A 5,808-nucleotide genomic window follows, 5' to 3' on the forward strand; every position below is an offset into this window, starting at 1 on the left:
GCGAGGCGGCCGTCCGCGGCCCGCAGCGCGGCGAGCTGGTCGGTCGCGCGGCCGCCGACGCGCAGGGGACCGGCGTCGTCGAGCAGGCCGAGCGCGGTCGCGGTCATGTCCGACCGGCTCTGCAGCGCCCGGACCTCCGTGGTGCGGGCCGCGCGCGCCGCGATGACGGGGGCGGCGATGCCGGCCACGGCGAGGCACGCCGCGAGGGMGAGACCCGCCGGTGGCCAGAACAGGCACATCGCGACCACGGTGCCTAGCCCGAGCGCCGCCGCGACGCCGGCCGGGAGCAGCCCGCGGACGACGACGTCGCCCACGGTGTCGACGTCGGCTCCGACGCGGGCGAGCAGGTCGCCGCGCCGCAGGCGCAGCAGGGTGTCGGGCCGCGCGACCGCGAGCCGCTCGTACAGCGTGGCGCGCAGCTGGGTCATGCCGCGCAGCGCGACGTCGTGCGAGACGAGCCGCTCGAGGTAGCGCAGGACCCCGCGGCCGATGCCGAACGCGCGCACGGCGACCGTGGCCACCGAGAGCTGCAGGACCGGCGGCATCTGGGAGGCGCGCGCGATGAGCCAGGCCGACACGGCGGCCAGGGCGACGCCGCAGCCGAGCGCGAGCGTGCCGAGCAGCAGGGCGAGCGCGAGGCGGCGGGGGTCGATGTCGAGCAGCCGGACCGCCCGGCGCAGCGGGCCGTTCACGCGGGCACCCCGACGGCCGACCGGACCCGCACGACCTMGTCGGCGGCCGCGACCAGCGACGGGCGGTGCGCGACGAGCAGCACCGTGCGCCCGGCGCCCTGCAGGGCGCGCACGGTGTCGAGGACGACCTGCTCACCGGCCGCGTCGAGGTGGGCGGTCGGCTCGTCCAGGATCACCAGCGGCGAGTCGGACAGGAGCGTGCGGGTGAGCGCGACGCGCTGGCGCTGGCCCAGTGAGAGCCCCTCGCCGCCGCGACCGAGTGACGTCGCCCAGCCGTCCGGGAGGGCGGCGACGACCTCGGTGAGGCCGGTCAGTGCGGCGGCCGTCCTCCGTGCGGCGGCGTCGCCCCCCACGAGCTCGGCGATCGTCCCCGGCTCGAGCACGGGCCGCTGCGGCAGCCACGAGACCTGCGCCCAGAGGGAGGCGGGATCGAGGTCCGCGAGGTCGACGCCGCCGAGGCTCGCGCGGCCGGTGTCCGGGCGGAGCAGCCCGAGCACGACCTCCAGCGCGGTCGTCTTGCCGACGCCGCTCGGTCCCGTCAGGGCGACCACCGTCCCCGGGCGCAGCACCAGGTCGAGGTCGTGCGGCGTGCCCGCGACGCCGACGCCCTCGAGCCGCAGGGTCGCGGTCCGCAGGTCGGGTGCGGGCTGCGTCCCGGCCGTCGGGACGGGGGTCTCGAGCACCTCGAACGCCCGACCGGCCGCCGCGACRCCGTCGGCCGCGGCGTGGAACTGCGCGCCGACCTGCCGCAGCGGCAGGAACACCTCGGGCGCGAGGACGAGGACCGCGATGCCGGTCAGCAGGTCGAGCTTGCCCTCGACCAGCCGCAGCCCGATCCCCACCGCCACCAGCGCCACGGACAGCGTGGTGAGCAGCTCGAGCACCATGCCGGACAGGAAGGCGATCCGCAGCGTCCCCATCGTCGCCACCCGGTGGGCGTCACCGAGCGCCCGGACCCGGGCGCCCGGGCCGCGCTCGCGGCCGTGCGCGCGCAGGGTGGGCAGGCCCGCCAGCAGGTCCAGCACCTGCCCGCCCAGCCGCTGCATGGTGACGAGCCCCTGCTCGGAGCGCCCCACCGTCAGCCGACCCACCAGCACCATGAAGATCGGCACCAGCGGCAGCACGACGACGAGGATCGCGGCGGACACCCAGTCGAGCCCGAGGACGACGAGCAGGACGCCCGGGGTGACCGTCGCCGCGAGCACCAGCTGCGGCAGGTACCGGACGAAGTAGGGCTCCAGGGCGTCGAGACCCCGTGTGGCCAGCGTGACCACCGACGGTCCCTCGCCCGACGCCAGCCAGCGCGGACCGAGCGCGACGGCGTGCTCGACCACCTGCTCCCGCAGCTCGCCCACGGCGCGCGTGGCCGCCCGGTGCGCGAACCGCTCCTGGACGGCGGTGACCACGGCGCGCGCGGCGACGACGACGGCGAGCCACGCGATCGTCGGACCCACCTCGTCCAGCGTGGCACCGTCGGTCACCGCGTCGCCGAGGGCGTGCGCGAGCAGGAGGGCCTGCGTGACCACCAGCGCCGCCGTGAGCACACCGAGTGCGGACGTCAGTGCGACGTAGCCGCGGGCGGCCCGGGCGTGCCTGAGGAGACGCGGGTCCAGCGGCCTCACTGGTCGGACGAGGACGGCTTGTTCAGGGCGGGCACCTTGTCGAACGTCAGGCCCGTGGCGGCCGGGATGTGCTGCGCCGAGATCCGCTTGCGGAACACGCAGTACGTCCAGCCCTGGTAGATGAGCACGAGCGGCGTCAGCACGACGGCCACCCAGGTCATCACCGTCAGCGTGTAGCTGGTCGACGAGGCGTTGGTGACGGTGAGCGAGTTGGCCGGGTCGAAGGCCGGCATGACGTCGGGGTACATCGACCCGAAGATCAGGACGACGGCCGCGACGATGGCGACGGCCGAGGCGACGAAGGCCCGGCCCTCCTGGCGGCGCTGCGCGGACACGACCAGCACCACGAGCGCGCCGGCCGCGACGACGACGGCCGCCCAGGTCCACGGCACCGAGTAGGCAACCTGCGCCCAGACGGCCCAGGCACCGGCGACCACCAGCGTGACGATCGACGACCGGGCGGCGAACGCACCCGCCCGCGCCCGGACGTCGCCGTCCGACTTCAGCGCGAGGAACACGGCGCCGTGCGTGAGGAAGATGAGCGCCGTCGTCGCGCCCGCGAGCAGGGCGAACGGGTTGAGCAGCGCCCAGAACCCGCCGACGTACTGGTGCCCGGCGTCGAGCTCCACGCCGCGGACCAGGTTGCCGAACGCCACGCCCCAGAGCACGGCGGGCACCCACGAGCCGACGATGAGGCACCGATCGGCCAGGGACCGCCAGCGGGGGTCGTCGATCTTGCCGCGCCACTCGAACGACACCACGCGCACGATGAGCGCGAGCAGGATGAGCAGCAGCGGCAGGTAGAACCCGGAGAACATCGTGGCGTACCACTCCGGGAAGGCCGCGAACGTCGCACCGCCCGCGGTGAGCAGCCACACCTCGTTGCCGTCCCAGACCGGTCCGATCGTGTTGATCATGACGCGGCGGTCGCGGTCCTTGGCCGCGCCGTCGCCGCGGGAAAGCAGCCCGAGCAGCATCCCGACGCCGAAGTCGAACCCCTCCAGCACGAGGTAGCCGGTCCACAGGACCGCGATGAGGATGAACCAGACGGTCGTGAGCTCCATGGTCGTCGGCCCTCTCAGTACGCGAACGACAGCGGCCGGTCGGACGCGCCGTCCGGGTCGTTGTCGGGGTTGTCGGGGCTGGGATCACGCTCGCTGTCCGCGACGCCCTCGATCGTGTACCGGTGCATGAGGCGGTACCAGAAGACGGCGAGGATGCCGTAGAGCAGCGTGAAGGCGATGAGCGACGTGAGGATCGTGCCCGTGCTGGTCACGGTCGACACGCCGCGCGCGGTGAGGAGCCAGACCCCGTCGACGCCGCCCGGGTTCGGGTTGGGCGCGACGACCCACGGCTGGCGGCCCATCTCGGTGAAGATCCAGCCGAACGACGAGGCGAGGAACGGCGTGACCAGCGCGACGATGCCGAGCCGCCCGACCCAGACGTTGCCGTTCACGCGGCCCTTGCGGGTCACCCAGAGGGCCACGAGCGCGAGCGCTGCCGAGCCGAGGGCGAAGCCGATCATCAGACGGAAGCCCCAGTAGGTGACGGCGAGGTTCGGGATGTAGCTGATGGGGTCGCCGTTCGCGTCGGTGTACCCGTACTTGTCCTCGTACTCCTGCTGCAGCTGGTCGGTGCCCTGCAGCGTCGCCGAGAAGTCGCCGGTGGCCAGGAACGAGAGCATGCCGGGGATCTCGAGCAGGTGCGTGACCTTGTCGCAGTCGGCGCCCGTGCCCAGCGGGCCGACCGCGAGCAGCGAGAACGGCACGCTGTCCGTGGTCTCGCACAGCGCCTCGGCGGCCGCCATCTTCGTCGGCTGCTGCTGGAACATGAGCTTGGCCTGCTGGTCGCCGCTGAGCGCCACGCCGACGCCCGAGATGAGCATGACGATCACGCCGAGCACGATGGCGGGCCGGTAGACGTCGCGCGCCTTGTCGACCTGGCCCGCGCGCACGAGGCGCACCATCCACCAGGCGGCGATGCCGGCGACGAACGTGCCGGCGGTGAGGAACGCGGCGGAGATCGTGTGGGGGAAGGCGGCGAGGAGCGTCGAGTTCGACAGGACGGCGCCGATGTCCGTCATCTCCGCGCGGCCGCGCTCGGCGTTGAACACGGCGCCCACGGGGTGCTGCATCCAGGAGTTCGCGGCGAGGATGAAGTACGCGGAGAGGTTGGTGGCCAGCGCGACCGCCCAGATGCACGCGAGGTGGATCTTCTTCGGCAGCTTGTCCCAGCCGAAGATCCACAGGCCGAGGAACGTCGACTCGACGAAGAACGCGGCGAGCGCCTCCATGGCCAGCGGAGCCCCGAACACGTCGCCGACGAAGCGGGAGTACTCGCTCCACGCCATGCCGAACTGGAACTCCTGCACGATGCCGGTGGCCACCCCTATCGCGAAGTTGATCAGCAGCAGCTTGCCGAAGAACTTGGTCAGCCGGAGCCAGCGCTCGTTGCCGGTGCGGACCCAGATCGTCTGCATGATCGCGACCAGCGGCGCGAGACCGATCGTCAGCGGCACGAAGATGAAGTGGTAGACGGTGGTGATGCCGAACTGCCATCGAGCGACGTCGAGCGTGTCCACGGGCCCCTCCGGGGGTGCAGCAGATACCGGGTCGGGTCCACGCCGCCCACCGGTCTGGACAGCAGACCAGTCCTGACCTGCGGACCTGGGAAAACGCTAGGACCGGGTCCAGTCTGCCCCTGGGACCAAGGTCCCGGGTAGCGGGACCTCCCGACGGCGCGCCGGGCACTGCCGGACGCCGGTGCGGAGGCGCTGTGCGATACTGACCACGGCTCTCCGGGTGGCCACACCGCCCGAGGACCCTTGAGCTCGCAGCACCAGCATGTCGTGCGCGCCAGCCGCCGCTCTGCCGCCCGCTGGTCCCCGATCGGGACCGCCGGCTCCGGCGTCGCAGGCGATGGCGCCGACCGGGTGCAGCAGCCACGACCGCCGACTTTCCGTCGCCGCGCAGCACGCGAGCGACGACCGACCGACCGAGTGTCACCGCGTGTGGGTGGCGATGCCCGGTACCCAGGAGCACTTCGCGTGACCGACGAGAACACCCCCACCGCAGACACGACGACGATCGCCGGGGGTGAGGCACCGCCCGCCGCACCGCGCCGCCGCCGTGCCACCCGCGTGACCGCCGCACCCAGCAGCGCCGCCCCGGCCGACGCCGTCGTCACCCTCCCGGCGGTGACCGAACCCGCCGTCCCGGCGAAGGTCGAGGACGCCGCCCCGGCCCCTGCCGAGCAGCCCGCCACGGCGCCGTCGACGCCGGTGAAGAAGTCCCGCCGCGTGACCCGCACCGTCGTCCCGGTCTCGGCCGACGCACCGGTCGAGCCGGCGCCCGTCGCCGACGAGGCCCCCGCGGCCCCGGTCGAGGCCGAGCCGGTCGTCGAGGCCGCCCCCGTCGTCGAGGAGCCCGCCGMCACCAAGGCCGCGCCCCGCCGCCGCCGCKCCGGCACCCGCGCCGCCGCCGCGCCGGAGCCGA

Annotated in this window: 4 protein-coding genes and 1 pseudogene; 1 reads left to right on the forward strand and 4 read right to left on the reverse strand. The window is 73.9% G+C overall.

Annotation, left to right across the window (positions count from 1 at the left end; genetic code table 11):
* From AC1DYZ_RS20115 to AC1DYZ_RS20130, 4 genes are all read right to left on the reverse strand, one after another.
* On the reverse strand, positions 1 to 692 hold a 692-nt coding region (locus AC1DYZ_RS20115), incomplete at its 3' end, for an ABC transporter domain-containing protein (protein WP_477066865.1).
* Complete coding sequence (gene cydD, locus AC1DYZ_RS20120; RefSeq protein ID WP_477066866.1) at positions 689 to 2,314, reverse strand: thiol reductant ABC exporter subunit CydD; 1,626 nt, start codon at positions 2,312 to 2,314, stop codon at positions 689 to 691. The genes cydD and AC1DYZ_RS20115, both read right to left, overlap by 4 nt.
* Entirely contained in the window at positions 2,311 to 3,378 is a 1,068-nt protein-coding gene (gene cydB / locus AC1DYZ_RS20125) for a cytochrome d ubiquinol oxidase subunit II (RefSeq protein ID WP_477066867.1), read from the reverse strand. Before cydB ends, cydD begins: the two co-directional genes overlap by 4 nt.
* 14 nt (positions 3,379 to 3,392) lie before the next feature.
* A complete protein-coding gene (locus AC1DYZ_RS20130) occupies positions 3,393 to 4,895 on the reverse strand; it encodes a cytochrome ubiquinol oxidase subunit I (RefSeq protein ID WP_477066868.1) in 1,503 nt (500 codons plus the stop codon).
* 465 nt (positions 4,896 to 5,360) lie between these two features.
* Here AC1DYZ_RS20130 and AC1DYZ_RS20135 point away from each other — a divergent pair.
* A pseudogene (locus tag AC1DYZ_RS20135) lies at positions 5,361 to 5,808 on the forward strand (ribonuclease E/G); the annotation flags it as partial.

It is taken from the genome of Cellulomonas sp. P1_C4 (genome assembly GCF_056406355.1).